This window comes from Streptomyces violascens, assembly GCF_014649955.1.
Classification (GTDB): Bacteria; Actinomycetota; Actinomycetes; order Streptomycetales; family Streptomycetaceae; genus Streptomyces; species Streptomyces violascens.
Genome location: NZ_BMUA01000028.1, coordinates 71,281 through 97,077, shown reverse-complemented (window position 1 = coordinate 97,077; position 25,797 = coordinate 71,281). Strand labels below are relative to the sequence as shown.

General features: G+C 72.5%; 19 protein-coding genes. 4 read left to right on the top strand and 15 right to left on the bottom strand.

What is annotated here, in order from left to right; genetic code table 11:
• Positions 1-209: 209 nt before the first annotated feature.
• The 4 genes from IE206_RS34970 to IE206_RS34955 form a co-directional block, all read right to left on the bottom strand.
• Positions 210-1,007 (bottom strand): AfsR/SARP family transcriptional regulator, encoded by a 798-nt coding sequence (locus IE206_RS34970; RefSeq protein ID WP_229853290.1) that lies wholly within the window; start codon positions 1,005-1,007, stop codon positions 210-212.
• A gap of 147 nt (positions 1,008-1,154) precedes the next feature.
• Entirely contained in the window at positions 1,155-1,904 is a 750-nt protein-coding gene (locus IE206_RS34965; RefSeq protein WP_189969467.1) for a 4'-phosphopantetheinyl transferase family protein, read from the bottom strand.
• On the bottom strand, positions 1,901-3,259 hold the full coding sequence (locus IE206_RS34960; RefSeq protein WP_189969465.1) for a hypothetical protein: 1,359 nt from the start codon (positions 3,257-3,259) through the stop codon (positions 1,901-1,903). Before IE206_RS34960 ends, IE206_RS34965 begins: the two co-directional genes overlap by 4 nt.
• Entirely contained in the window at positions 3,256-4,695 is a 1,440-nt protein-coding gene (locus IE206_RS34955; protein ID WP_189969463.1) for an MFS transporter, read from the bottom strand. The genes IE206_RS34960 and IE206_RS34955 overlap by 4 nt, the downstream gene beginning before the upstream one ends.
• 160 nt (positions 4,696-4,855) lie before the next feature.
• Between IE206_RS34955 and IE206_RS34950 the strand changes: the two genes are divergently transcribed.
• Positions 4,856-5,755: a LysR family transcriptional regulator gene (locus IE206_RS34950; protein ID WP_189969460.1), complete on the top strand. Its 900-nt coding sequence runs from the start codon at positions 4,856-4,858 to the stop codon at positions 5,753-5,755.
• 43 nt (positions 5,756-5,798) lie between these two features.
• On the opposite strand, the gene IE206_RS34945 is transcribed toward IE206_RS34950, so the two are convergent.
• The 5 genes from IE206_RS34945 to IE206_RS34925 form a co-directional block, all read right to left on the bottom strand.
• The gene (locus IE206_RS34945) at positions 5,799-6,041 is read right to left on the bottom strand and encodes a hypothetical protein (protein WP_053726360.1); all 243 of its coding nucleotides are present in this window, start codon (positions 6,039-6,041) and stop codon (positions 5,799-5,801) included.
• Positions 6,038-6,667 (bottom strand): VOC family protein, encoded by a 630-nt coding sequence (locus IE206_RS34940; protein ID WP_189969458.1) that lies wholly within the window; start codon positions 6,665-6,667, stop codon positions 6,038-6,040. Before IE206_RS34940 ends, IE206_RS34945 begins: the two co-directional genes overlap by 4 nt.
• 53 nt (positions 6,668-6,720) lie before the next feature.
• The gene (locus IE206_RS34935; RefSeq protein ID WP_189969456.1) at positions 6,721-8,418 is read right to left on the bottom strand and encodes a (2,3-dihydroxybenzoyl)adenylate synthase; all 1,698 of its coding nucleotides are present in this window, start codon (positions 8,416-8,418) and stop codon (positions 6,721-6,723) included.
• 85 nt (positions 8,419-8,503) lie between these two features.
• Positions 8,504-13,768, bottom strand: coding sequence for a type I polyketide synthase (locus IE206_RS34930; protein WP_229853289.1), 5,265 nt, complete (start codon positions 13,766-13,768; stop codon positions 8,504-8,506).
• A 104-nt stretch (positions 13,769-13,872) separates the two neighbouring features.
• The gene (locus IE206_RS34925; RefSeq protein WP_189969453.1) at positions 13,873-15,789 is read right to left on the bottom strand and encodes an FAD-dependent monooxygenase; all 1,917 of its coding nucleotides are present in this window, start codon (positions 15,787-15,789) and stop codon (positions 13,873-13,875) included.
• Between the two features lie 241 nt (positions 15,790-16,030).
• On the opposite strand from IE206_RS34925, the gene IE206_RS34920 reads away from it, so the two are divergent.
• Both IE206_RS34920 and IE206_RS34915 read left to right on the top strand, forming a co-directional pair.
• Positions 16,031-18,202, top strand: coding sequence for a RecQ family ATP-dependent DNA helicase (locus IE206_RS34920; RefSeq protein WP_189969451.1), 2,172 nt, complete (start codon positions 16,031-16,033; stop codon positions 18,200-18,202).
• 217 nt (positions 18,203-18,419) lie between these two features.
• Positions 18,420-19,061: a hypothetical protein gene (locus tag IE206_RS34915; protein WP_189969449.1), complete on the top strand. Its 642-nt coding sequence runs from the start codon at positions 18,420-18,422 to the stop codon at positions 19,059-19,061.
• A gap of 195 nt (positions 19,062-19,256) precedes the next feature.
• Here IE206_RS34915 and IE206_RS34910 read toward each other — a convergent pair whose 3' ends face one another.
• The 3 genes from IE206_RS34910 to IE206_RS34900 form a co-directional block, all read right to left on the bottom strand.
• The gene (locus tag IE206_RS34910; protein WP_189969447.1) at positions 19,257-19,874 is read right to left on the bottom strand and encodes a hypothetical protein; all 618 of its coding nucleotides are present in this window, start codon (positions 19,872-19,874) and stop codon (positions 19,257-19,259) included.
• A 221-nt stretch (positions 19,875-20,095) separates the two neighbouring features.
• Positions 20,096-20,806, bottom strand: coding sequence for a ribonuclease HII (gene rnhB, locus IE206_RS34905; RefSeq protein ID WP_189969445.1), 711 nt, complete (start codon positions 20,804-20,806; stop codon positions 20,096-20,098).
• A gap of 73 nt (positions 20,807-20,879) precedes the next feature.
• A complete protein-coding gene (locus IE206_RS34900; protein WP_189969443.1) occupies positions 20,880-21,503 on the bottom strand; it encodes a TetR/AcrR family transcriptional regulator in 624 nt (207 codons plus the stop codon).
• A 316-nt stretch (positions 21,504-21,819) separates the two neighbouring features.
• On the opposite strand from IE206_RS34900, the gene IE206_RS34895 reads away from it, so the two are divergent.
• Positions 21,820-23,364: an MFS transporter gene (locus tag IE206_RS34895; RefSeq protein WP_189969473.1), complete on the top strand. Its 1,545-nt coding sequence runs from the start codon at positions 21,820-21,822 to the stop codon at positions 23,362-23,364.
• A gap of 61 nt (positions 23,365-23,425) precedes the next feature.
• Here the strand turns inward: IE206_RS34895 and IE206_RS34890 are convergent, their stop codons facing one another.
• The 3 genes from IE206_RS34890 to IE206_RS34880 form a co-directional block, all read right to left on the bottom strand.
• Complete coding sequence (locus IE206_RS34890) at positions 23,426-24,346, bottom strand: ADP-ribosylglycohydrolase family protein (protein WP_189969441.1); 921 nt, start codon at positions 24,344-24,346, stop codon at positions 23,426-23,428.
• A 12-nt stretch (positions 24,347-24,358) separates the two neighbouring features.
• Positions 24,359-25,018, bottom strand: coding sequence for a histidine phosphatase family protein (locus tag IE206_RS34885; protein ID WP_189969439.1), 660 nt, complete (start codon positions 25,016-25,018; stop codon positions 24,359-24,361).
• A 78-nt stretch (positions 25,019-25,096) separates the two neighbouring features.
• Positions 25,097-25,702 (bottom strand): YdbC family protein, encoded by a 606-nt coding sequence (locus tag IE206_RS34880; protein WP_189969438.1) that lies wholly within the window; start codon positions 25,700-25,702, stop codon positions 25,097-25,099.
• Positions 25,703-25,797: the final 95 nt, after the last annotated feature.

Here is a 25,797-nt window from a genome sequence, read left to right as displayed (position 1 = left end):
CGATCCGCTCACGCGCAGTCAGCTTGCCCTTCGCATGCTGCGCCTCGGTCGCACGCTCACTCGGCCCACGACGGGCCTCCTCACGCAACGCAAGTAGCTCGGTGACCCGGTTGCGGGTCGCCGTCGGCTGCGGTGTGTTCATACCGGATCCCTCTCTTCACGGACAGCACATTGGTCACGTACGGCGCACAGATCACGTACCGCGCTCATCAGCCCGCCTGCCCGACGACGGCCATGCCGCCCCAGCCGGCGCCCTGTGCCGCCCAGCGCTTCTCGCTGGCGCCGTGGAGGATCTCCCGTTGCAGGTCCTGCAGTTCGGGCATCGGGTCGATGCCGAGCTCTTCGCGCAGGGCGGTGCGGAGCCGGGTGAAGGCCTCCAGGGCCTGGCCACGGCGGCCGGTCCGGTGCAGGACGAGCATCAGCTGGGCGTGGAATCCCTCGTGCAGGGGGTGGTTCTCGGTTAAGTAACGGAGCTCGCCCAGGACTTGGCGATGGCGGCCGATGCGGATGTCCGCCTCGATGCGGCCTTCGAGGGCGGTGAGCCGGAGCTCTTCGAGGCGCGAGACCTCCAGGGAGAGGCGCGGGCCGAGCGGGACGCCGTCCAGCGGTGCCGAGCCGCGCCATAGGGCGAGACCGCGCTGGAAGGCCTGGGCCGCCTCGGTGTTGTCGCCCTCGCTGAGCGACTGGCAGCCCTCGTCGACGGCCTCCTCGAAGAGGTCGGCGTCCACGGTGCCGGTGCCCAGGTCGAGCCGGTAGCCGCCGCGCGAGGTAATCAGGACGTCCTTCGGGTCGAGCCGCCCGTGCGAGAACCGCGAGGTCATCAGCGCACGCAGGTTCATGACGTACGTCTGGACCGCGGTGACCGCGCTGCGCGGGGGCACCACTCCGAACCAGAGCTCGTCGATCAGGCTCGACATGGTCACCACGTGACCGACGGCGAGGGCCAGGGTGGCGAGCAGCTGCTGCTGCTTCGGCGCCGTCGGCCCCCAGCCCAGTTCTCCGTCCATTATCTGGACGTCACCGAGCACTCCGATATCCAAGACAACTCCCCCTGAGCTATTGATTGCTCTGTCTCGTCCATTTTCCGAACGTACCGATCGGTTTAGTTTCCGGGTACCCCATCCCGCTTCCGACCTGCACGGACGGGGTGCAGGCTACCCAGATTTGGCAACGCCTGTCGCGGAAATCAGATGAGTGGAACCGAAATTATTGGAGGCCGCCCCGAAGCCGGGCACGTAAAAGCGCCCGTCCTTCCCCATGAGATGACATCCATCACGGTCCGTCGCCACTCCGAAATCGGCGTACGGAATCCTTCGCCCGCTCCCCATCGCCTTGGCATAGGAATTCTTCAGGGTCAGGAAGCGGAGCAGCAGCGGGTGGCGCGCGGACGGCCGGGCCGCGTGCAGACGGTCCAGCTCGTGCCGGGTGAGCAGGTGTTCCACGGACGGCAGCCGCAGCGGCGGCGGTTGCAGCGGTGCCACGTCCACGCCGACCCGGCCGCCGTCCATCAGGCCCACGGCGACCAGGCCTTCACAGTCGCCGACACTGATGTCCAGCTCGTCACAGCCTCTTAAATAAGGGCGCCCGGTCACGGTGTAGGCGACCTCGAAGAGGGCGGGGTCGGCGCCCAGCAGGGCGCCGGCGGTGGCTCTGAGCATCAGCCGGGACACGATGAAGCGGATGCGTCGCTCCGGCGTGGGCTGCCGGTCGGCCCGGGCACGGTCCGCGCCGAGCAGCACCCGGACGTCCTCCGCGTCGGGCCCGGTCCCGTGCGGCCACCAGTCCTCGGTCCGGCCCGCGACGACGATGCACCGGCTCTCCTCCAACTCCTTCCTGATCCTTGCCACTTCCAGGTCGTCCGGGCCCCGCGCCGCATAGAGCGCGGGTGTCGGCCCTTGTGTCAAGCCGTGCTCCCGATCTCCAGGTCGATCCGTTCCCGGGACAGGTCGTAGGCCAGTGCCTCACGGTCACGGACGATCACTTCCTTGAGGACGAGCCCCACTTGGCCCCTGGGCAGCCGCGGCGTCGAGTGGCCCAGGCGCCGCAGCACCCTGGTGAGGGCCAGCAGCAGCCAGGCGCGCTCGGTGTCGTTGCCGGTGAGCCGCAGTCTGCCGAGTCCGCAGGCGGCCGCGGCGAGCAGAGCGAGCCGGTCGGCGACCGCGAGGGCCGCCGGGTCGGGACTGCCGGGCGTGGGGCCACCGAGGTAGGAGCGGCGCCGTTCCAGGCCCCGCAGTTCCCGGTTGAGCATCCGGATGAGTTCCCGGAAGCTTCGGCCGGCCGGGTCGCGCCCGTCCGGCAGACCGGAGAAGTCGCGGAACTCCCTGCCCAAAAGGCGCAGTTCGCGGTCGGCGGATCCGGGCTGGAACTCGGCGAGGAGCTGGGACAGCCGGGCCCCGGCCGGGCCGGCCGCCGCCATCAGGGCCTCGCCCTCGCGGGCGGCCGAGAAGTCGTAGGCGGACCGGGCGAGGCTGCCGTCCCGGCGCCGCGCGTTCAGCGGAATCAGCTCTTCCGCGCTCTCTCGCAGCAGCCGCGGCACCAGGTGTCCGCAGACTGCGGGCAGGGCCCGGCTCCCGGTTCCGGCGCTCAGGGAGTCGCTCGCGGCGCCGACCACGCAGTCGGCGAGCAGTACGTCGGCGAAGGCCCCGGTGAGCGCGCCGACCGCGGTCAGGTCGTCCACGGGCGCGTAGTGCTCCTGGTAGGCCCGCATCGCGGTGCGCAGCCGGGTGTCGGCGGCGGCCACGAGCCATCCGGGGAGCACGGTGTGCAGGAACGTCTGCGTCAGCTCCGGGACGCAGCGGCAGCCCGCTTCGTGATCGGCTGCCGCGCAGCTCGGGACGGTGACCCAGACCCGGGTGTCGGGCTCCGTGGCCGCCCCGTGGGACTGCCAGGTGCCGACCCGGGTGCCCTGGTCCGCGCCGTCCGCGTACGGCTGGTGTGCGCCGGCCCGGGGGGTCATCGCATCCCTGCCGTCTTCGTACGGCTGCCGGTCTGTGTCCGGGCCGGGAACGGCCAGGACCAGCCGTCCGTTCTCCTTGAAGGAGGCGGCCAGTTGGGCGGCCGTCGGCGGGTGCGGCGCCGGGGGTGGCGGCCAGCCGCGCTCCACGGTGGGTACCCCGTGGGAGCGGATGACCGCCCGCACCCGGTGGATGGTCTCGTCGCTGCGGTGCGGATCGCCCCGCAGGACGGGCGGGGAGCCCGCGCCGGTGCCGCCCTGGGGCAGCCCGGCGCCGTTGAACCGGCTCGCCCGCCGCTCGCTCACTGGGCGGTGCGCCGGCCGATGTACCCGACGGCGAGCAGGGCGCCCACCGCGAGGGCCGCCGCCGCGACCGACAGGGCGACCTTGGTGCCGCTGTCGCCGGGAGATGCCTGGAGTACGGAGCCCAGTACGGCGACTCCGACCACGGCGCCGGTCTGGCGGGCCGAGTTGAGGGCGCCGGACGCGATGCCCGCCTGCTCCTTGGGCACCGACGAGACAAGGGTGGTGACCAGGGACGGGATGGCGAAGGAGACACCGAACCCGAAGACCAGCAGGCCGACCGCGGTCAGTGCGTACTGGCCCGCGCCGTCGCCGCCCACGAAGAGCAGCTGGATGAGCGCGCCCACCGTCATCAGCGAGAAGCCGAGGATCGAGGGGATGCGCGGACCCTTCCTGGCGACCAGGCGCCCGGTGTAGATCGGGTTGAACGCGGTGGGCAGGGTCAGCGGCAGGAAGGCGAGGCCGGCGGCCATGGCGGTGTAGCCGAGGCCCTGCTGGAAGTGGAGCGACATGACGAACAGGACGCCGGAGAGGCCGAAGTTGACGAGCAGACCGTTGAGCAGGCCGACCGAGAAGGTGGCCTTGCGGAAGAGCTGGAGCGGCAGCATCGGGCCGCGCACGCCGGGCTCACGGCGCTCCACCATGACGAAGCCGATCGCGGCGGCGACACCGACGGCCAGCGCGATGAGCACCGGTGCGGACGTCCAGCCCTCGGGCTCGCTCTGGATGACTCCGAACGTCAGGCCCGCCAGGGCGAGTACGGCCAGCAGCTGGCCGGGCAGGTCGATGGCGCGGTCCGGGTTGCGGGGCACCTGCGGCGCGAAGGCGCGGGTGATCAGCACGCTGAGCAGGGCGACCGGCACGTTGATGACGAAGATGAAGCGCCATCCCAGCGTGTCCGTGAGGACGCCGCCGACGACCGGGCCCGCGGCGAGCGCGACACCGGTGATGGCAGCCCACGAACCGAGGGCGCGGGCCCGCTGGGCGGGGTCGGTGTAAGCGGTCGCGATGACGGCCATCGAGGCCGGAAGCAGGGCGGCGCCCGCGATGCCGAGGACACCGCGCATGCCGATCAGAACGCCCAGGTTCGGGGATGCGGCGGTGAGTCCGGAGGCGATGAGGAAGGCCCAGGTGCCGGTGAGGAACACCTTGCGGGCGCCGAAGCGGTCCGAGAGCGCACCCATGGTGAGCAGCAGCGCGGCGAAGGTGAGGGTGTATCCGTTGACCACCCACTGGAGCCCGGAGAGGCCGCCGCCGATATCATCGCGGATGGCGGGCAGTGCCACGTTCACCACGCTGGTGTCGAGCAGCACCATGAAGTAGCCGAGCGAAAGGCCCAGAAGCAGAAGCCCCTTGCGCCGGACGCCGGCCTCGGGCTTGACGCCCGCCGTAGCGCTCCCTCCTTGTGCGGCCGTCACCGTCGATGACTGCGAGGACATAGTTGTTCCCTTCTCAATTACTGATGCGGAAAAGCGAATTCGAGGCGGCCGGGGTCGAGAACCTGCGGCTGTTACAGCCTGGCGGGGACCCGGGCGAAAGAGAAACGGGAAATTCCGATTGCACCATCGGAAGCGCCGATGGATCGGGGGAGGCCGAGAGATGCAGCTCCGTCAGTTGAACACGTTCCGCACCGTTGCCGAAACCCTCAATATCACACGGGCGGCCGAGCGCCTGAATTATGCCCAGTCGAGTGTCACCGAGCAGATCCAGTCGCTCGAAGCGGATCTGGGGGTGGCGCTCTTCGACCGTTCGGGCCGCCGGATACGGCTCACCGACGCGGGTAATCGCCTGGTCGAATACGCCGAGCGCATGCTCCAGCTCGCCGAGGAGGCGAGGGCCGCGGTGTCCAAAATGGCGGACCCGGCCGGCGAACTCACCATCGGCGCACCGGAAACACTCTGCGTCTACCGATTGCCTTCCTTGCTGACGCGGTTCCGGGAAACCCATCCGAAGGTCCGGGTCGTGCTTCGCCCGGGCAACCGGTCGGAGTCCCGCGGCGGGGTGCGCGAGGGGACCCTGGATCTGTGCTTCACGTTCGGACCGCCGCCCACGGAGCCGGAGTTCGAGAGCATGGCGCTGGCTCCCGAGACCGTCGTCGTGGTGGCGCCCCCCGGGCACCCGCTGACCAGGATGGACGAAGTGACCACGGCCGAACTCGCCGGCGTGGACTTCCTGGTGACCGAGCCCGGTTGCAGCTACCGCCGGATGTACGACGAGACGCTGGGCTCCGTGCGGGGCCCCCGGCCGAACGTGGTGGCCGAGCTGACCAGCATCGGAGCCCTGCGCAGTTGCGTCGCCGAGGGGATGGGCTGTGCGCTGCTCCCGCAGATCGCGGTGGCGGCCGATCTGGCGCGGGGCGCCCTGGAGACGGTGCCGTGGACCAACGCCCGCCGGGAGACGGAGGTGCAGGTCTCCTGGCGTGCGCAGGGCGCCGAGTCGCCGGGTCTTCGCCCGTTCCTGGACACCGCGCGCGAACTGCTCGGCACCCCGGCCCTGTAGCCGCCCTCCCCGGTGCGGCGATTGCTGCCGCACCGGGGCGGTCTCAGCCCTCGTCCAGGCAGAGTTCGTCCTCGTCGAGGTGGACGAGCCGGCCGCTGTAGCCGCCGGTCAGCGCGGCGAACCAGATCGCGGGGCGGGCGCCGACCGCGTCCCGGGCGAGCACCAGGGGCCCGTCGGCGGTCACCTCGACGTAGTCGCCCGCGGAGCGGATGCCGTACCCGGTGTCGCGGGCGACGCGTACCAGGTCGTCGAATTCGGGGATGTCCAGTACGTACAGCGTGGTCATCGGATGCTCGCCTTCTCCTCGGCCGCAGCGGCCTGCTCGGCGTGGTCGCGGGCGAGTTCGCCCTTGCGGCGCCACATGTCCTCGACGGTGGGGCGCTCGCCCTTCGCGATGTCGCTCAGGGCCCGGAGCGTCAGCTCGGCGTCGCGCGCGTCGACGTCGGCGAAGGCGCGCAGCGGGCGGGTGATCTCCAGCTGGATTCCGTTGGGGTCGTCGAAGTAGAGGGATTCCAGGAGCTCGTGGGCGAGCGGCGGGGTGACCCGTACGCCGTGCTCCTTGAGGCGGACGCGCCAGGCGGTCAGCTCCTCCTCCGTGTCGACGTGCAGCGCCAGGTGGCGCGAGCGGTGCATGAGGTCACCCGGGTCCTCCTCCTCGGGGAGCCCGAAGTAGTAGAAGAAGGCGAGGTGGTTGCCCTTGCCGAGGGCGAAGAAGAAGTGCACGAAGTCGGGGAAGTCCTCGGTGACCCAGCCGGTCGCGGTGATGGCATGGACCAGCGGCAGGCCGAGCACGTCGCGGTAGAAGTGCAGGGTCTCCTCGGGCTTCCAGGTGACGTGCGCGAGGTGGTCGACGCCCTTGAGGCGCAGCGATCCGGTGTCGAGCGGCGCACCGGCCGCCGGGATCTGCGACATGGCTTGTTCCTTTCGCTGTGGAGCGGGGGAAAGAGTGCGGGGTCGTTGGCCGGTCAAGCCGGGGCGGGGGCTTCGCTCGGCTGGGCCTTCGGCTGGGCGGGCACGCTCACCTCGGCGAGCGCCAGGATCCGCTCGCGCAGGGTGCGGCGGTCCACCTTGCCGACCGGGGTGAGCGGGAACTCCTCGACCAGATAGAGGAGTTCGGGGGTTTTGAAGGCCGCTACGCCGCGTGCCGCGAAGAAGGCGTGGACGGTTTCCAGGGTGGGCCGCGGCCCGTCCCCGGGGATCACGCAGATGCCGACGCGTTCGCCGAGCGCCGGGTCGGGCAGGGCCAGGGCCGCCGCGTCCGCGACGCCGGGCACCGCCCGCACCAGGTCCTCGACCTCGTCGATGGAGACCTTTTCGCCGCCCCGGTTGACCAGGTCCTTGAGCCGCCCCTCGACGACGAGATTGCCGCTGGGGTGCCACCGCACGAGATCGCCCGTGCGGTACCAGCCGTCGGCGGTGAAGGCCCGCTGGTTGTGCTGCGGGGCCCGGTAGTAGCCGCGGGGCGTGTACGGGCCGCGGGTGAGCAGTTCGCCGGTGGCGCCGTCGGGCACGGGCCGGCCCTCGGCGTCCACCACGAGGATCTCGTCGGCCTCGGAGATCGGCCGGCCCTGGGTCTCGCGGAGGACCTGCGAAGGGTCGTCCGGCCGCGTGTAGTTGAGCAGGCCCTCGGCCATTCCGTACACCTGCTGGAGGGTGCAGCCAAGGCCCGGACCGAGCTCGCGGGCGAGCTCGGCGGGCAGGACGGATCCGCCGACCTGGACGAGTTCGAGGCTGGTCAGGTCGTACGTCCGGTCGCCCGCGTGCTCCAGCCAGCGGTGGGCCACGGCGGGCACCACCGAGGTGATGGTGACCCGCTCGCGGGCGATCTCGGCGAAGGCGGTCCTGGGGTGCGGCGAGGGCGAGAGGACGGCCAGGCCCCCCACCGCGAGGGTGCCGAGCACGCCCGGGCAGCCGAGCGGGAAATTGTGTGCGAGGGGAAGTACGGCCAGATAGGTGGTTTCGGCGGTGAAGCCGCAGACCTCGCCGCTGCGGCGGAAGTTGTACTCGTAGTCGTTGTGCGTCCGGGCGATGATCTTGGGGAGTCCGGTGGTGCCGCCCGAGAGCAGGAACAGCGCTACCTCCCCGGCGTCCGGGGCCCGTTCGTCGAGGCGACCGCGGCGCTCCTCGGCGTCGCCCTCGATGCGCAGGGCAGCCCGCAGGTCGACGTGACCGGGCTCGACGCGGTCGCCGACGACCAGGACGGGGACCGGCCGCGGCCGGGTTCCGGCGATCTTGGCGGCGAGCGTCTGGTGGTCGAAGTCGCGGCAGGTGTCGGGGACGGCGATGGCCGCGACGTCGGCGAGTTCGGCGAGGTACTCCAGCTCGTGCTCGCGATGCGGCATGAGGGCGAGGACCGGCGCCACGCCGATGCGCTGGCAGGCCAGGAACAGGGCCACGAACTCCCAGCAGTTGGGGAGCTGGACCAGCAGGTTGTCCCCGTCGCCGAGCCCCAGCGACACGAGCCGCTCCGCCAGCGCGTCGGCGCGTACGGCCAGTTCGCGGTAGCCGATCCTGGTCGCGCCGTCCACCAGTGCCGTACGGGATCCGTAGCTCTCGCTCCAGCTCCACATCCAGTCGCCCAGCGGACGGCCGCGCCAGTGGCCGGCCGCGGTGTAGCGCTCGGCCTCGTGCTCGGGCCACGGGACGGTCCCGGCGCGCTTCATCTTCTCCTCCTTCGCTCGATCGGGTGGATCCGTGCAGGGGGGCGGCCCGGCCCCGACCTCTTTCGGACGGGGCCGGGCCGCGGTCTCAGGCGGCGAGCCGCTCGGCGAGGAAGTCGGCGATGGCGGTCACGGTGGGCCGGTCCCACAGGAGCGTGGCCGGAAGCGCGAGCCGGAAGAGCTTCTCCAGGCGGCGCCGGATGACCAGCGTCATCACCGAGTCGAGGCCCATCTCCATGAGCGGGCGCCGCACGTCGAAGGAGTCGGGCGCCCACTTCATCTCGGCCGCGACCAGGCCGCGTACCGCGTCCACGAGGTGGGCGTGCAGCTCCTCGGGCTCCAGCGTCGCCCAGGCGGCCTCGCCCTGGTCGGCGCCGGACTCGGTGACCTCCACGGCCAGTTCGTCGAGCAGCGCCGGGCGGACCGCGGACGGCTCCAGTTCGATGGTGCGGAGCACCGCGTAGTAGGGGGCGTCGTAGCGGGAGGCGAACTCCCAGCTGCGGAACGCCTCGGCGGCGGAGATGTCGGCGGTGCCGCGGGCGGCGAGTTCGGCGTCGATGAGTTCCGAGGAGGTCGACATGCCGAGCCCGCGCCACGAGGTCCAGGCGTAGCTGACGGTACTGGTGTCGCCGAGGGCCGCGCGGTGGGCGGCGAGCGCGTCCAGGAAGGCGTTGCCGGAGGCGTAGCTGGCCTGGCCGGGCAGGCCGAGGAGCAGGCCGCAGGAGGAGAACAGGGTGAAGAAGTCCAGGCTGCCGGGGGCGAACAGCTCGTGCAGGACCATCGCTCCGGCCACCTTGGGGCCCATGACCCGGTCGAGCGACTCCTCGTCGACGTTGACGGCCATCCGGTTGTCGAGGACACCGGCCGCGTGCACGACACCGCGGATCGGCGGCAGGTCGAGGGCCTGCGGCGAGAGTGCTCCGGCCACGGCCTCGGCGTCGGTGATGTCGACGGAGACGACGCGGACGCTGACGCCGAGCCCCTCCAGGGCGCGCACCGCCTCGATCTGGCGGCGGGTCGTCGTGTCGGTCATCTCGTCCCACGCGGAGCGCGGCGGCAGGCCGCGCCGGCCGGCCAGGACCAGGCGCCGGGCGCCGCGTCCGGCGAGCCAGGTGGCGACCTCCAGGCCGAGCACCCCGAGTCCGCCGGTGATCAGGTACGTGCCGTCGGGCCGGCATTCCAGGGCGGCCCGGACGGGCTCGCGCTCGACGGCCACCAGGCGGGTGGTCTCGATCGCGGCGCCGCGCACCGAGACGAGGTCCTCGCCGGGCTGCGCGCGGACGACGTCGACGAGGGCGGCCAGGGTCTCCGGGTCGGTGTCGTCGGCCAGGTCGACGGTGCCGCCCCACAGTTCGGGGTGCTCGCCGCCGATGACCCGGCCCAGGCCCCACAGCGGGGCGTCGCCCAGCGACTCGGTGGCGAGGGACTCGCGCACGCCCCGGGTGACGCACCACAGGCCGGGGTGCGCGTCGGGCCCTGCCGCGGCGAGCTGCTGCGCGGTGCGGGTGACCAGCCAGGCGGCGTCCACGGCGGCGCCGCTGACGCTGTCGGCGGCGCCGGCCCGCTCGGGCACCACGAGCACGGCGGTGGAGGAGGTGAGCGGCTCGGCGAGCGCGGTCAGGTCGTCCGGGGTGTCGATGGCCGTCCAGGGCAGGCCGGCGGCGGACAGCGCCTCGCCGATGCGCAGGCCGGTCTTGCGGTCGCCGACGATCACGGCGGCGGTCACCGCGGCGCGCTCGCGGGCGGGCTCGGCGGGCAGTTCGAGCGGCCGCCAGGCCACCTCGCTCACCAGGCGCCGGGGGCTGGCGGTGGCGCCGGGGTCGCCGTCCAGGACGCCGTAGCGCAGGCCGGTGAGGCGGGCCAGGAGGCGGCCGTCGGCGCCGGCGATCCAGACGTCGACGGTGTCCACGGCGGCCGCGCCCTCGACGGTCGAGACGTGCAGCAGCACCTCGGCGGGGCAGTCGCCCGAGACGACGGCCTCACGGATGTGGGCGGGCATCCGCAGGATCGGTTCGCCCGGGAAGACGACGGAGGCGATGGAGAGCGCCGCATCCAGCACCGAGCCCCAGGAGCCGGGCAGTTCGCCGTCCGGCTGGGCCGCGACGACGGCGAAGATCTCGCCCTGGGCGCGCCGCATCTCCTTGACCTCCCACGGGAAGCCCATGGCAGCAACGCCGATGCCGGCGAGCCGGTCGATGGTGAACCTGTTGTCGAGCACTTCGGCGCAGGTCGTACGCAACTGGTCGGCGTCCAGGGTGCGTTCGCCGACCGCGGTGCCGGGTGAGACGACGGCGGTGGTGTGGGTCAGCCAGGACGCGTCGGTGTCGTCCGCAGTGCCGTCGCCGATGATGCGCGAGGCGAGGCGGACCGTGCCCTCCTGGTGGACGACCTGGAGTTCGCGCGGGGTGGAGACGGCGACCGGCACCTTGAGGGTGACGTCGGCGAGGCCGGGGCGCTCGCCTTCGTGGGCCGCGGCCGTGAAGAAGGTGTTGAGCAGCACCGTGGCCGGGATGATCTCGACGCCCTGGACCGGGTGGTCGCCCGGGTAGGGGCGGCACGACTCGTCGAGGTAGGTCTGCCAGAGGCGGGCGGGGGTACTGCCGTTGACGACGGTCTGGCCGCCGAGCAGGGTGTGGCTCTCGACGTCGTGCTGGGTGCCGCCGCCGACCGCGCCCGCCGACTCGTACCAGTAGCGCCGGTGCTGCCAGACGGTGTGCGGCAGGTCGGCGAACCGGCCCGGCGTCGCCGCGTCCCAGTCGAGGGACACGCCGTGGCAGTGCAGGGCCGCGACGTTGGCGAGCAGGATGTCCCGCTCGGGCTTGTTGCGGCGCAGGCTGTGCGCGACGACGGCGTCCTCGATGCCGAGGCCGTCCAGGATCTCGCCGATGGAGTGGGCGACGACGGGGTGACCGGATATCTCGACGAAGGCGCGGAAGCCGTCTTCGGCGGCGGCGGTGACGGCCTGGGTGAAGCGGACCGGGTTGCGCAGGTTCCCGGCCCAGTAGATGCCGTCGCGCGGGGTGTCGCCGCGCGGGTCGGCGAGCATGGTGCTGTAGACGGGCAGCGAGGGCTCGCCGATCGTCAAGTCGTCGGCGGCGGCGCTCAGTTCGGCGAGGAGCGGGTCCATGTGGGCGCTGTGGAAGGCGACGTCGGAGGCGACGCGGCGCACCACGAGCGGCTCGGCCTCCCAGGCCGCGGCGAGCTCCTCGACGGCGTCGGTGTCACCGGCGACGACGGTGGAGCCGGGCGAGGCGGAGATGGCCGCGGTCACGTCGGTGCGGCCCTGGAGGCGGTGGGCGACCTCGTCGAAGGGGAGCGCCACCATGATCATGGCGCCCTTGCCCGCGACCCGGCTGAGCAGCGCCGAGCGGCGGCAGATGAGGCGGGCGCCGTCGCTCAGCGAGAGGATGCCGGAGACCACGGCGGCGGCGATCTCGCCCACGGAGTGACCGATGACGGCGGCGGGCGAAAGGCCGCGCTCGCGCCAGACGGCGGCGAGGCCGACCTGCATGGCGAAGATCATCGGCTGGATCTTGTCGACGTCGCCCAGATCGCCGTCGAGCAGCACCTGGCGTGGCGAGAAGCCGATCTCGTCGAGGAATACGGGGTCGATCTCGTCGAGGACCTTGGCGAACTCGGCCTCCTCGGCGAGGAGTTCGCGGCCCATGCCGGCCCACTGCGAGCCGTGGCCGGAGAACACCCAGACGGCGCCGCGGGACGCGGCGGACAGGACGGTGCCCGTCTCGATGCCCTCCTCGCTCTCCTCGTCGGCGAACGCCCGCAGGCGGGTGGAGAGCTGGGCGGTGTCGGACGCGGCGGCCACGGCCCGGCTCGCGGCGTGCCCGCGGTGCACGGCCAGGGTGCGGGCGATGTCGTCGAGCGGGGTCTCGCCGCCTTCGGCATCCAGCCAGTCGGCGAGGGCCGCGGCCTGGGCGCGGGTGCCGGCCTCGGTCGCGCCGGACAGCGGGAACAGCCGTACGCCGTCCTCGGCGGCCGGGGCCCCGGCAAGGGCAGCGCCCTCATCTTCGGGGGCCTGCTCCAGGACGATGTGGCCGATGGTGCCGCCGTAGCCGTAGCCGGAGACACCGGCGCGGCGCGGGCGGCCCGTCACCGGCCAGGGCGTCGGTTCGGCGACGACCTTGAGGCGGGACGCCTCCCAGTCGATGGCCGGGTTGGGGGTGTCGAAGTTGGCCTGCGGCGGGATGTGGGCGTGGTGCAGCGCGAGCACCGCCTTGATCAGGCCCGCGACGCCGGCCCCGGCCTCCAGGTGGCCGATGTTGGGCTTCACCGAACCGATCAGGACGGGCCGGTCGGCGGGGCGTCCGGCGCCGAACACCTCGGCCATGGCGGTGGTCTCGATGGGGTCGCCGGCCCGCGTTCCGGTGCCGTGCGCCTCGATGTAGTCGACGGTGAGCGGGTCGACTCCGGCGCTGCGGTAGGCCTGGCGCAGGAGGTGGGCCTGGGCCTCGGAGCTCGGCGCCATGATGCCGTTGGTGCGGCCGTCCTGGTTGACGGCGGTGCCCTTGATGACGGCGAGCACGCGGTCGCCGTCGCGGCGGGCGTCGGCGAGCCGCTTGAGCACCACGACACCGGCGCCCTCACCGCGTCCGTAGCCGTCGGCGGCCGCGTCGAAGGACTTGCTGCGCCCGTCCGGCGAGACGGCGCCCGCCGCGTCCAGGACCATGGTCAGGCCCGGGCCCGCCATGATGTTGACGCCACCGGCGAGCGCCACCGGCACGTCGCCGTCGCGCAGCGCCTGGACGGCGAGGTGGAAGGCGACCAGGGAGGCCGAGCACGCGGTGTCGACCGCGAGGCTGGAGCCGCGCAGGTCCAGGGTGTAGGAGACGCGGTTGGCCACCGCGCAGAACGCGGCGCCGATCCCGGTCCAGGCCTCGATGCGCGGGAGGTCCTCCAGCATGCGGCGGCCGTAGTCGTCGGAGCCGACGCCGATGAACACCCCGGCGTCGGTGCCGGCCAGGGACTGCGGGGCGATGCCCGCGTGCTCAAGAGCCTCCCAGGACACTTCGAGGACGATCCGCTGCTGCGGGTCCATGAGTTCGGCCTCGCGCGGGGTGATCCCGAAGAACTCCGCGTCGAACCCCTCGATGTCGTCGAGGAATCCGCCGTTGCGGGTGGTGCGGCGCAGAGCCGCAGCGTTCTGCGGCGAGGCGGCCTCGTAGGCGGCCCAGCGCTCCGGCGGCACCTCGGTGATCGCGTCCGTGCCGGCGGTGAGCAGCTTCCAGAACGACTCGGGTGAATCCACGCCGCCGGCGAATCGGCAGCCCATGCCGATGACGGCAATGGGCTCGGAACCGGACCGGATGTCGCGGGGACCTTCGATCGGGGTGTTCACGTGCTCCTCCATGGGGGCAGCTTTCTGCGGTTGACGGGTGATGTGCCGTGCGGGTGAAAAGAAGTGCCGTGCGGGGGAAGAGAGAAAGTCAGGGGGTGGCCGGGTCAGCGGCCGGAGCCGGTGAGCGGCCAGCCGGAGACGGCGTCGATCCGTCCGGCGACCAGGGCCGTGTGCAGCAGGGCGTGCCGTCCCTCGGCGCGGCCGGCGGGTGTTTCCAGCGCCCAGCCGTCCGTGCACGCGAGCACCACGGGCAGCCCGGTGGCGGTACGGATCCGGTCGGCGTGTTCCAGGGCGTGCGCGAGGCCGGTGCCGTCCGGGGCCCGCAGATGCAGGGCGCAGGCGCCCGCCTCGGCCGCCCCGAGGGCCCGCTCGACCAGGCAATCGTTCTCGTAGGCGCCGGTCTCGGGGCAGCCGAGACCGGCGATCAGCGCGGCGCCCGCGGGCAGCGAGCCGAGGAACTTCCGCTCCAGGAGCCCGTGTTCGGCGGTCTCGGCCTCGCTGTAGTGGCCGATGTCGTCGAGGACGACCTCGACGACCGGGAAGCCGACGGCTTCGGCCCGGTCGGCCGCCGCCGTGTCGAGGGCGCGCAGGACCACGCCGAGCGCGGTGCCGTCGAAGGAGACGCGCTCCAGGGCGGCGCGCCAGGCGTCGCTCTCACCGGCGCCGACCGGGCGCCGCCAGTCGGCGAGCACCAGGGAGCTGCCGGCCACCGAGTACGCCTCGCACGCGCGGATCTGACGCTCGGCCCGGTCCGCGGCGACGACCACGAGCCGGTTGCGCAGGAGCGTGCCGCCGAGCCGCAGCGGCGCGCCGAGCGCGTGCCCCCCGGGGACGGGTGCCGCGGTGCGCGGCGCCTCGTGGGCGTAGGCCTCCTCGGCGGCGGCGATGCGTTCGGGGTGGCGGCGGCGCAGGCCGGCGAGGCCGATCGCGCTGGTCCTGGTCAGGAAGTGGAACCCGAAGCGGTCGGGGTCCCGGTCCATGCGCGAGCCGAACGTCTCCCACCAGCGCATGCTGGGCAGCGCCCAGCGCTGGGTGCGCTCGGTCTCCGGGCGGCGGCGCGCCTCGTATCGGTGGAGCGCGCCCTCGACGGGCTCTTGTGCGCCTCTTGACGCCAGTTCGGCGGCGAGCCCTATGGCGTCCTCCATCGCCATCTTGGTGCCCGAGCCCACGGAGAAGTGCGCGGTGTGCGCCGCGTCCCCCAGGAGGACGAGATTGTGGTGCGACCAGGAGCGGTTGCTCACGTGCAGGAAGTTGGCCCACTTGCTGTTGTTCACCAGGAGCGGGTGGCCCTGGAGCTGTTCGGCGAAGACCTGCTCCATGAGCTCCTGGGCGTAGGTGTCGCTGACCCCGGGGGCGGCGGACCGCTCGGTCGAGGTTTCGAGTCCCGCCGCCCGCCAAGTGGTCTCGTCGGTCTCGACGATGAAGGTGTGCAGCCCCTCTCCGTACGGATAGGCGTGCGCGGCGAAGGCGCCGAACGCGGTCTGCACGAACGGGAAGGTCACCACCTCGAAGGGGGCCCGGGTGCCGAACCAGACGTACTTGCCCGCGCCGGGCCGGGCCAGCGTGCCGAAGCGGTCCGCAAGGGCGTTGCGGGTGGCCGAGTTGACGCCGTCGGCCGCCACCACCACATCGTGTGCGGAGGCGAGCTCCAGGGCGTCGGCCGGGTCCTCGAAGTGGAGCTCGGCCCCGACCTCGGCGGCCTGCTCCTGGAGGATGGCGAGCAGCGTCTTGCGGGCGATGGCGGTGAATCCGTACCCGCCGTAGCGCAACGACCGTCCGCCGTACCGCAGTTCCATGTCGGTCCAGGCGACGCTGGCCTCGACGATCCGGCGGTGCGTGTCGGGGTCGGCCCGCTCGAAGGCGGACATCGTACGGTCCGAGAAGACGACCCCGAATCCGAAGGTGGCGTCCGGGGCGTTGCGCTCGTGGACGGTGACCTGCCGGGCGGTTCCCCGCAGCATCAGCAGCCTGGCGAGGAACAGCCCTCCGGGCCCTCCCCCGACGACAGCGGCATTCAGCACGGCCAGCACCCTCTTTCCCTGCTCGGCGGCATCTGCCCGGGGTGTTCTCCGGGCGACGTGAGGGAGCTTCGCCCGACCCGCTCAAGCCGTCTTCAAGGCGTCTTCAAGGTGCTTTCAAGGCGGGTTCAAGCCGGCCGCGCCCAGCCGTGGCGGGCTGGCGCGCGCCTCGATGACCAGCGGGAATGGCCGATCAGGAACGGTTCGTTCCACGATTGTCAGAGGTGTCCTGTTGTATGGGGGCATGGAGCACACGAGCAACGCGGAACTGCGCACCGAAGCCGATGCGGTCCTCGCCCGCCTGGTCGGGGACGCCACCGGCACCGCGCGGCTGCGCGGGGACCAGTGGCGGGCGATCGAGGCGCTGGTCGCCGACAAACGGCGGGCGCTCGTCGTGCAGCGCACCGGCTGGGGCAAGTCCGCGGTGTACTTCGTGGCGACCGCGCTGCTGCGGGCCCGGGGCGCGGGTCCCACCGTGATCGTCTCCCCGCTGCTCGCCCTGATGCGCAACCAGGTCGAGGCCGCGGCCCGGGCGGGCATCACGGCCCGGACGATCAACTCGGCCAACCCCGAGGAGTGGGACACCGTCCAGGAGGAGGTCGCGGCGGGCGCTGTGGACGTGCTGCTGGTGTCTCCGGAGCGCCTGAACAACCCGGATTTCCGGGACAACGTGCTGCCGAAGCTGTCCGCGGCCACGGGCCTGCTCGTGGTGGACGAGGCGCACTGCATCTCCGACTGGGGCCACGACTTCCGGCCCGACTACCGCCGTCTTCGCACCATGCTGGCCGAACTGCCGCCCGGCGTCCCCGTGCTGGCCACCACCGCCACCGCGAACGCACGGGTGACGGCGGACGTGGCCGAGCAGCTCGGCACCGGCGGCGGCTCGGACGCGCTGGTGCTGCGCGGCCCCCTGGACCGCGAGAGCCTCAGCCTCAACGTGCTGGCGCTGCCGGACGCGGCCCACCGCCTCGGCTGGCTCGCCGACCATCTCGACGAGCTGCCGGGCTCGGGGATCATCTACACGCTGACCGTCGCGGCGGCCGAGGAGATCACCACGTATCTGCGCCGGCGCGGGCACACTGTCGCCTCGTACACCGGCAAGACGGAGAACGCCGACCGCCAGCAGGCCGAGGACGATCTGCTCGCCAACCGGGTCAAGGCCCTGGTCGCCACCTCGGCGCTCGGCATGGGCTTCGACAAGCCGGACCTGGGATTCGTGGTCCACCTGGGCTCGCCCTCCTCCCCCATCGCCTACTACCAGCAGGTCGGCCGCGCGGGCCGCGGCGTGGCTCACGCGGAGGTGCTGCTGCTCCCGGGCCGCGAGGACGAGGCGATCTGGAAGTACTTCGCGTCGGTGGCCTTCCCGCCCGAGGAGCAGGTGCGGCGCACCCTCGACGTCCTCGCGCAGGCCGGCCGCCCGCTGTCGCTGCCCGCCCTGGAACCTCTGGTGGAGCTGCGCCGCACACGCCTGGAGACGATGCTCAAGGTGCTCGACGTGGACGGCGCGGTGCACCGGGTCAAGGGCGGCTGGACGAGCACGGGCGAGCCCTGGGTGTACGACACCGAGCGGTACGCGTGGGTCGCCCGGCAGCGCTCCGCCGAGCAGCAGGCGATGCGCGACTACGCGTCGACGACGGGCTGCCGCATGGAGTTCCTGCGCCGCCAGCTCGACGACGAGCAGGCGGCGCCGTGCGGGCGCTGCGACAACTGCGCGGGCGCCCGCTTCACCGCGGACGTGTCCGGCACGGCCCTGGACGAGGCGCGCGGCGAGCTGACCCGGCCCGGCGTGGAGGTGGAGCCCCGCAAGATGTGGCCCACCGGTCTCGCCGCGATCGGCATCGATCTGAAGGGACGCATTCCGGCGGGCGAACTGGCCTTCTCCGGAAGGGCGTTGGGGCGACTTTCGGACATCGGCTGGGGCAACCGGCTGCGCCCGATGCTCGCGCCGGGCACTGCGGACGGGCCGGTGCCGGACGATGTGGTGCAGGCGGTGGTGAGCGTGCTCGCCGACTGGGCGAAGGGCCCGGGCGGCTGGGCCTCGGGCCGTCCCGACGCACCGCAGCGGCCGGCCGGTGTGGTGACGGTGCCCTCGCGCACCCGGCCCGCGCTCGTCGGGTCGCTGGGCGCACGGATCTCCGAGATCGGCCGGATGCCCCTGCTCGGCTCGCTCGAGTACGCCGAGGGCCCGGCGGGCGAGCGGATCGCCCAGTCCAACAGCGCCCAGCGGGTGCGCGCGCTGCACCACGCCTTCGTCGTGCCGGAGGCCCTCGCGGCCGCGCTCGCCGAGGCCCAGGGCCCGGTGCTGCTGATCGACGACGCGTCCGACACGGGCTGGACGCTGGCGGTGGCCGCCCGGCTGCTGCGCCGCTCCGGAGCCAAGGGGGTGTTCCCGCTGGTCCTCGCGGTCCAGTCGTGACGGCAGGGGTGACCGGGGGTGCCGCTGGGCAGGGATATGAGTGCCATACCCGTCGATTCAGGTCAGCGGCGTCAATTGCTCGTTGCCGCCTGACCTCCCGGCGGCAAGAATTGGAGCCGCCCCCGCACGGTCCCCCTGTGGTCCGGAAGGGCTGTGCCGTGGTGCGCCCTCACCCGACCCTGCCCGCACTGTGGGCGCGTATCCGGAAGGGAGGACCGTGACCTTCGGATTCGCTCCGTCCGCAGCCTCGGCAGCAGCGTCCGCCCCGATGTCGGCCGACTCCGCGAACCGGTTCGGCCGGATCCTGGAGCCCGCCGAGTGGGCCGCCGCCGGAATTCCTCTGCTGCGCAATCCCCGCGAGGTCGTCAGCGGGCTGCACGCCCGGCACCGGCCGACGCCCACGACCGCCGTCGTCGCGGTCCTCGACCACGAGGAACGGCTCGCGGCCAGCGCGTCGTTCACCCGCCGCGCGGCTCCGGCCGACGGCTGGGAGTTCCGCAACGCGCTGCTCGCGCACCTGCGCAGAGTGATCCCACACGATCTGCGCCGCCGGGCTCCGGTGCGCACCGCCGTGCTGCTCTACTGCCGTGACGGCGACGAGCGCTGGACGGAGGAGGACGGCGCCTGGATGTGGGGCCTGCGCGACGCCTGCACCCTGCACGGGCTGCGCTGTGGCGCGTACATCACGCTGACGCGCGGCGGCTGGCAGGTGCTCGGCGAGGGCCGGGGCGGCCGCCGCCCGAGTTCGATATCCGGGCCGGGCTCGCTGGCCGACGCCGAGAACGAGCTGGCAGCGCCGCTGCCACTGCGCTCGGGCACCGGCGCGGTGGAGATGCTGCGGCGCACCGCCGCACGCTGAACGGCCCCGGCCCGTCCGGGAGCACTTGCGTGCCCTCTCGCGGGTCCGGCCGCCGCCCCGCCGGACGGATCCGGCCAGGGGCACGGCGGCACGGCCTCCGGTCCTCGGGCTCCGGAGCGCCGGCCCCGGATTCCCGACTCCGGCCCGCGGCGCCCGGACCATCGCGCGCGAGGGCCGGAGCGCCTGAGCGGGAGCTCAGACTCCGGCGCCCAGCGCCGCGTTGATCCGCTGCGGGTCGCCGCACACGATGAGCAGCGCCTCGGCACGGGCCAGGGCGAGCGGCAGCGTGCGGGCGGCGGTGTCATCGGCCGCGTTGACGGCGACGACGACCACGGGCCGGGCCGAGGCCCGTTCCACGGCGGCCGCACCGGCGTAGAAGACGTCGTCGCGGGCGTCGTGCTGGGCCCAGTAGGCGTCCTCGCCGAAGGACAGCTCGTGCGCCGCCCACGGGTGCGCCTCACCGGTGGTGAGGACCAGGATGTCGCCCGGCGCGCGGCCGGTGTCGAGCAGCAGGTCCACGGCTTCGCCCGCGGCGTCGAGCGCGCCGTCGGCCGGAGCCGGGATCAGCTGGATCTGCGGACCGGCAGGGCTCGGTGGCCGAGTCGGCGGGGTCTGCGCGGCGGCGCTGTGCGACCGCTGCACGGGGGGCGTGGGCCGGGCCGGGCCGGGGCCCGGACGTCCGGGACGCGGTGCGGCCGCGGGACGCGGACCGGGTACGGGGCGAGGGGTCTGCGCGGTGCGGCCGGCGGCCGGGGTGACGCGGGGACCCTGGGCACTCTCGTGAATCTGAGGCTCCTCGGGGCTGAGAGGCATGAGTTGATGTCTATCAAATGCCGGTGAAGGCGTCACCGGCGGGTGGGCACAAAGGTGCGATCGGGGCGGAGTCTCCCCGCAACTGGGCGGGAAAGTCCAGGGATTTCGGGATGCGGCCCCGGGGTTTCGGACGTCCGCGAAGCGGACCGGAAGACTCCGGGAACGGCGTCGCACCGTACGGAATACGGACCGAGAACCTCCGGAGATCCGGGGCGATCGGGTCAGAAGTCGAAGCCGAGCTGTCCCCCGCTTTCGAGTGCGGCCGCCTCGGCGGACAGCCGCGTCTTCTTGAGGTGCCGCCACTGGGGCAGCGCGTCCAGGTACGACCAGGACAGCCGGTGGTAGGGCGTCGGCCCGAGTTCCTCGAGCGCCGCCTTGTGCACGGGCGAGGGGTAGCCGGCGTTCTCGGCGAAGCCGAATCCGGCGTACTGGCCCCGGGCGCCCACGAGTTGGGCCATCATCGCGTCCCTGCGCACCTTGGCGATCACCGAGGCGGCCGAGACCGCGATGCAGGACTGGTCGCCCTTGATCACCGTACGGACCCGCCAGGGCAGGCCGAGGTAGTCGTGCTTCCCGTCCAGGATCACCGCGTCCGGCCGCACCGGCAGCGCCTCCAGGGCGCGCACCGCGGCGAGCCGCAGGGCCGCGGTCATGCCCAGCTCGTCGATCTCCTCGGGCGAGGCGTCGCCGAGGGCGTAGGCGGTGACCCAGCCTTCGAGGACCGCGGCGAGCTCGGTGCGACGCTTGGGGGTGATCAGCTTGGAGTCGGTGAGCCCGGGGGGCGGGCGGCGCAGCCCGGTGACGGCGGCACACACCGTGACGGGACCGGCCCACGCCCCGCGTCCGACTTCGTCGACACCGGCGACGATCTTGGCCCCGGTCGTGGCGCGAATCGAGCGCTCGACGGTGTGGGTGGGTGGTTCGTACGGCATGGCGCTTGCAAGGTTACGCCGCCGGGGGCCGCCCGCGACACCCAGGTCCGCGCCGACCGCCCGAAGGCTTCGGTCAGCCCCGGTGGGGACGCAGCAGCGGCACCATGACCTGGTCGATCATCGCGGCGATGTCCTCGTCGCTCCATTCGCTTCCGCACACCTTCTGCCGGTACATCATCAGCCCTGGGATCACATCGAAGACGAGATCGCCGGTGGCGTCGGGACGCACGTCCCCCCGCTCGATTCCGCGGCGCACCACCTCACGGAAGAGCCGGTTGGCGGGCTCGATCACCCGGTGCAGGATCAGCTCGTGGAACCGGTCCGCCGAGGCGCTGTCGCATTCGTAAAGGACCGAACGCAGTGCGTAGCCGGACCGCGAATACATCGTCCCGCGGACCCTTCGGCACAGCTGGTAGAGGTCCTCGCGCACGGAGCCGTGGTCCGGCGCGTCGTCGAGGCCGGGGAAGCCGGACCGCAGCGCGTCCGCGACCAGCTCCGCCTTGGAGGGCCAGCGACGGTAGACCGCGGCCTTCCCGGTCTGCGCCCCGGCGGCCACCCCCTCCATGGTGAGGCCGCTCCAGCCGACCGTACTGAGCTGTTCGAGAGCGGCATCCAGGATCGCCCGCTCCAGGACGGGGCCCCGGCGGCGCAGTGAGACGGGCTGCGCCCCGGCGTCGGTCCAGCGCGAAGTAGCCATCTTCTTCTCTCCGTTGGGGATGCTCCGCGGGGACGGATATCCCCTGTTGGGGACGGGTGTTCCACCGATGGGGACGGGGTGTTGAAGCGTACGTGGGCAGCGGCGCCCCGCCTTTCATGGTGACCTCGCGTCACCGGATGTTCCAGACGCCGCCCGGCTTCACCGGCACCCGGACCGACCCCGGGACCCGGGCGATCCGGGTCCAACTCCCCCGGAAGGGGCTTGTGTTGGTCCCCGGCCACTCACTATCGTCAGCCATTAGTGAACGGAAGCGTTCACTACAGTCTTCAGGGGGACTCCAGTGACGCCCGATCGAATAAGCACGGTCAAGACCACAGAAGCCCGCCCCGGCCCCGAGGACCGGCCGGCCCGGCCCGGCATAGCCCTGACCGTCATCGCGGCATGCCAGCTGATGGTGGTGCTCGACGCCACCATCGTCAACATCGCTCTGCCCCACATCCAGACCGCTCTCGGCTTCTCCACCAACGACCTCACCTGGGTCATCAACGCCTACGCGCTCACCTTCGGCGGGCTGCTGCTGCTCGGCGGCCGGGCCGGTGACCTGCTCGGCCGGCGCCGGATGTTCATCACCGGAATCCTGGCCTTCACGCTCGCCTCGCTGCTCGGCGGATTCGCCCAGGAGCCCTGGCAGTTGCTCGCGGCGCGCGCCCTTCAGGGCATCGGCGGCGCCATCGCCTCGCCGACCTCGCTCGCACTGATCGCGACGACGTTCCCCGAAGGCCCCGAACGCAACCGCGCGTTCGGCGTGTTCGCCGCCGTCTCGGCCGGTGGCGGCGCCATCGGTCTGCTCGCGGGCGGCATGCTCACCGACTGGCTGAACTGGCGCTGGGTGCTGTTCGTCAACGTACCCATCGGCGTCTTCATCGCCTTCCTCGCGCCCCGCTTCATCAAGGAGTCTCAGCGCCATCCGGGCCGCTTCGACCTCACGGGCGCGCTCACGTCCACGCTGGGCATGGCGGCGCTGGTCTACGGATTCATCCGGGCGTCCACGGACGGCTGGAGCGACTCGCTGACCCTTGGCTCGTTCGCCGCGGCCGTTCTGCTGCTCTTCGCGTTCATCGCGGTGGAGCGCCGCTCGGCCCAGCCCATCACGCCCCTGCGCATGTTCGCCGACCGCAACCGGTCCGGTACGTACGTGATGATGCTCAGCCTGGCCGCCGCGATGTTCGGCATGTTCTTCTTCATCGTGCTCTTCGTGCAGAACGTGCTGCACTACAGCCCGATCAAGGCGGGCCTGGCCTTCCTTCCGGTGACGGTCGCGATCGTCACGGGCGCCGGGATCTCCTCCAACCTTCTGCCGAAGCTCGGTCCCAAACCCTTCATGGTGACCGGAACCGCGCTCACCGGCCTGGGCATGGCCTGGCTGACCCAGATCGACCCGGACAGCTCGTACGCGGGCGGGATCCTCGGCCCGATGCTGATGTTCGGCTTCGGCATGGGGCTCAACTTCGTCACGCTGACCCTGACCGCCGTCTCCGGTGTCGCGGACCAGGAATCGGGCGCCGCCTCGGGCCTGTTGAACACCACCCAGCAGGTCGGCGGCGCGCTCGGCCTGTCCATCCTGACCACCGTGTTCGGCACCGCGAGCCGCCACGAGGCCACCGCCCAGGTCAAGGACTTCCTGGCGAACGGCTCGCCCGAGCAGAAGGCCGCGTTCCTCAAGTCCCGTCAGCTGCCCGCCCCTTGGAGCGACGCGGTCCTCGCCCACGGCATCGGCGTCGCGTTCATCGCGGCCGTCGCGCTGGTCGCCCTGGCGATCCTGACCGCCGTCTTCGTCATCCAGGTCCGCAAGAGCGACCTGGAGGCCCTGAGCGGCAAGAGCGCCGGCGCCGCGCTCTGACCATGAAGGAGCCGCCCTGTCCGCAGCGCGGGCGGGGCGGCTCCGGTACGAGTCGGGCGCGTCAGCCGGCCGGGGCGGCCGGGACCCAGTCCGGCAACCGCTCGGTGTGCTCAAGCCACTCGGCCGGAGGCGCCCCGGCCGGGGTGGCCGCGACCACCCCGCCCACGATCGCGCAGGTCGTGTCGACATCGCCGCCCACCTGCGCGGTCGTCCAGAACGCCGACGCGTAGTCGCCGAGCCCGCGCGCCGCCGACCAGAGGGCGAACGGCACGGTGTCGTGCGCGCTGGTGCGCCGCCCGGAACCGAGCACCGCGGCCACCGTCGCCGCGTCGTCGTAGTCGAGCATGTCCCGCGCCCGCCGCAGCCCGGCGCCGACCGCGCTGCGCGGCACGAGCGCGATCACCGCATCGAGCAGCTCACCCGGCCCGGGAGGCCCGGCAGGCGCGGCGACCAGGGCCGCGGCCGCCGCGACGGCCATGGCGCCGACGACGGCCTCGCGGTGCTGGTGAGTGGTGTACGAGGAGATCTCGGCCTGGTGGGTGGCCTGCTCGGGATCGTCCGCGTACCAGGCGCCGAGCGGCGCGATCCGCATGGCGGAGCCGTTGCCCCACGAGCCCTGGCCCTTGAACAGCGCGGAGGCCAGCTCGCGCCAGTCCCCGCCCTCCCTGACCAGGCGGAGCATCCGGTTGACGGCGGGACCGTAGCCCCGGTCGAAGTCGTGGTGGTGCGCGAAGGACTGCGCGAGGGCGTCCTGATCGATGCGGTCGTGCGAGGCGAGCACGGCGAGGACCGAGCAGGCCATCTCGGTGTCGTCGGTCCACTGCCAGGGGCCTTCGGGCAGTTCCCGGCGCTTGAGGCGGGGAAGGTTGGCGGGGACGAAGAACTGGGAGCCCAGTGCGTCGCCGACGGACAGCCCGCGCAGGCTGCCCAGCGCGCGTACGAAACGCGGGTCGAGTGATTCGGTGGAGGAGTCAGCGGTCATCTCGGAGCCACTCTATCCGGTGATCCCGTACGGTTCCGGGGCACGCCACCGCTGGAACGGCCGGTCGAGCGAGTACCGCCCGTCGGCGCCGAGCAGCAGCGTCCTGGTCTCGGCGTTCCCCGGATTGGACAGCGACTCGAAGTCGGCCACGCTCCAGTGGAACCAGCGCATGCAGAACAGCCTCATCGTGAGCCCGTGCGTCACGAGCAGCACGTTGGGCGGATGGTCGGGCGCCTCGAAACTCCGGTAGAGGCTCTCCAGGAACGCCCCCACCCGGTCGTAGACGTCGGCCCCGGACTCGCCCTGCGCGAACCGGTAGAAGAAGTGCCCGTACGCGTCCCGGTACGCCTTCTGCAGCTTGACGTCGTCCCGGTCCTGCCAGTTCCCCCAGTCCTGCTCGCGCAGCCGGGGCTCCTCACGGATCCGTACCTGCTCCGGGTCGAGGCCGAACGCCCGGAACGTCTCGTGGGTGCGCCGGTAGGGCGAGACGTAGACGCTGACCTTCTCGTTCCCGAACATCGCCCGCAGCCGCTCCCCCGTCGCCTCGGCCTGGCGCAGCCCGGCATCGGTGAGCCTCAGCGCATGGTCGGGCTCGCGCTCGTACACGGTGTCGTCGGCGTTGCCCTCCGACTCGCCGTGCCGGACGAGGACGATGCGTCGCGGTCTTGCCATGCGCAAACCCTAGATCGCCCGCGCGGCGATCGAGCACTTGTCCGGCCTCCATCCGGCGTAGGCGCTCCGGGAGCGGCCTCAGACCGTCCAGTCCACGTCGAGCTGAACCACATCGCCGGTCAGGGCTGCGACATCGGTCTCGGTCTGCGCGCGCAGCGAGAGCCGCTCCACCCGGTCGGCCCGGTACTTGCCGTGCTCGGCGGCCGACTGCCACATGGAAAGCACCAGGAACTCATGGCCGGGCGCCTCGGCGAACACCCCGCGCAGCATGCCCGGGGAGCCGGCCATCGCCGGGTTCCAGACCTTCTCCTGCATCAGCGCGAAGTGGTCGACCCGCTCCTCGTGCACCCGGCAGTGCGCGACGCGGACCACGTCCGCGTCGGTGAAGCGCGGCTCGAAGCCGGTCTTCACATCGAAGCGGTGGTCGAAGAGCTTCACCTCGATGTCCTTGTACGTGCCGGACTGCGCGGCGGCGAGCCGGTCGTGCGCCCGCGCCATGAAGGAGTCGTAGAACGCGCGGCTCTCCCAGAAGCCGAAGACATGGGCCACTTCCGGCCGCCTCCGGCTCCAGCCGCCGCCCTGCCCCCGGAAACCGGGCTCACCCAGCAACCCCGCCCATTTCCGCTGCCCCCGCTCGAAACCGCGGCGGTCCACCACGGTGCAGCGAATCCACTTGACCAGCACCGCGCCATCGTACGGCGCACCGCCATGCCCCGGTCAGGCTCCGGCGGAGTACTTCCGCGGGAATATGCCGCACGCCCCGAACCCCAGTCCACCAC

What these genes read in the sequence shown, in the direction of transcription:
- rnhB (WP_189969445.1), bottom strand. Translation starts at nt 20,806, where the DNA reads ATGCCGTACGAACCACCCACCCACACCGTCGAGCGCTCGATTCGCGCC.
- IE206_RS34970 (WP_229853290.1), bottom strand. Translation starts at nt 1,007, where the DNA reads ATGGACGGAGAACTGGGCTGGGGGCCGACGGCGCCGAAGCAGCAGCAG.
- IE206_RS34885 (WP_189969439.1), bottom strand. Translation starts at nt 25,018, where the DNA reads ATGGCAAGACCGCGACGCATCGTCCTCGTCCGGCACGGCGAGTCGGAG.
- IE206_RS34935 (WP_189969456.1), bottom strand. Translation starts at nt 8,418, where the DNA reads ATGAAGCGCGCCGGGACCGTCCCGTGGCCCGAGCACGAGGCCGAGCGC.
- IE206_RS34900 (WP_189969443.1), bottom strand. Translation starts at nt 21,503, where the DNA reads ATGGCTACTTCGCGCTGGACCGACGCCGGGGCGCAGCCCGTCTCACTG.
- IE206_RS34910 (WP_189969447.1), bottom strand. Translation starts at nt 19,874, where the DNA reads ATGCCTCTCAGCCCCGAGGAGCCTCAGATTCACGAGAGTGCCCAGGGT.
- IE206_RS34955 (WP_189969463.1), bottom strand. Translation starts at nt 4,695, where the DNA reads ATGTCCTCGCAGTCATCGACGGTGACGGCCGCACAAGGAGGGAGCGCT.
- IE206_RS34950 (WP_189969460.1), top strand. Translation starts at nt 4,856, where the DNA reads ATGCAGCTCCGTCAGTTGAACACGTTCCGCACCGTTGCCGAAACCCTC.
- IE206_RS34890 (WP_189969441.1), bottom strand. Translation starts at nt 24,346, where the DNA reads ATGACCGCTGACTCCTCCACCGAATCACTCGACCCGCGTTTCGTACGC.
- IE206_RS34920 (WP_189969451.1), top strand. Translation starts at nt 16,031, where the DNA reads ATGGAGCACACGAGCAACGCGGAACTGCGCACCGAAGCCGATGCGGTC.
- IE206_RS34945 (WP_053726360.1), bottom strand. Translation starts at nt 6,041, where the DNA reads ATGACCACGCTGTACGTACTGGACATCCCCGAATTCGACGACCTGGTA.
- IE206_RS34940 (WP_189969458.1), bottom strand. Translation starts at nt 6,667, where the DNA reads ATGTCGCAGATCCCGGCGGCCGGTGCGCCGCTCGACACCGGATCGCTG.